General features: G+C 56.9%; 1 protein-coding gene. It reads right to left on the reverse strand.

The features are described 5' to 3' along the window. Positions 1-390, reverse strand: a 390-nt coding sequence (locus KH400_RS29950; RefSeq protein WP_217228243.1) for a hypothetical protein, incomplete at both ends; no start/stop codon positions are given.

Raw genomic sequence — 390 nt, forward strand, 5'->3', positions numbered from 1 at the left:
TTTTCCTCCCCTCCTTTTCTCCTTTTTTCTCTCCCCCTCCCCCCCTCCTTCTCCTTTTCCCTCTCCTCTCTCTTCCTTTCTCTCTTTCTTCTTTCCCCTCCTTCCCCCCCCTCTCTTCCCCCCTTTCTCCCTCTTTTCCTTCTCTTCTTTCCTTTCCCCTCTCTCTTCCTCCCCCCCCCCTTCCTTCTTTTCTTCCCTCTCCCCCTCTCCTTCCTCCTCCTCCCCTCCCTTCCTTCTTCCCCCCCTCTTCCCTCCCTCCTTTTTTCCCCTTCTTCCCCTCCCCCTCCCCCCCCCTCCCTTTTTCTCTTTTTTCTCCCCTTTCTCTTCTCCCCCTCTCCTCTCCCCCTCTCCCTCTCTCCCTCTCTTCTTCCTTCTTCTCCTTTCCCCCCC

Source organism: Desertibacillus haloalkaliphilus, assembly GCF_019039105.1.
Lineage (GTDB): Bacteria > Bacillota > Bacilli > Bacillales > KJ1-10-99 > Desertibacillus > Desertibacillus haloalkaliphilus.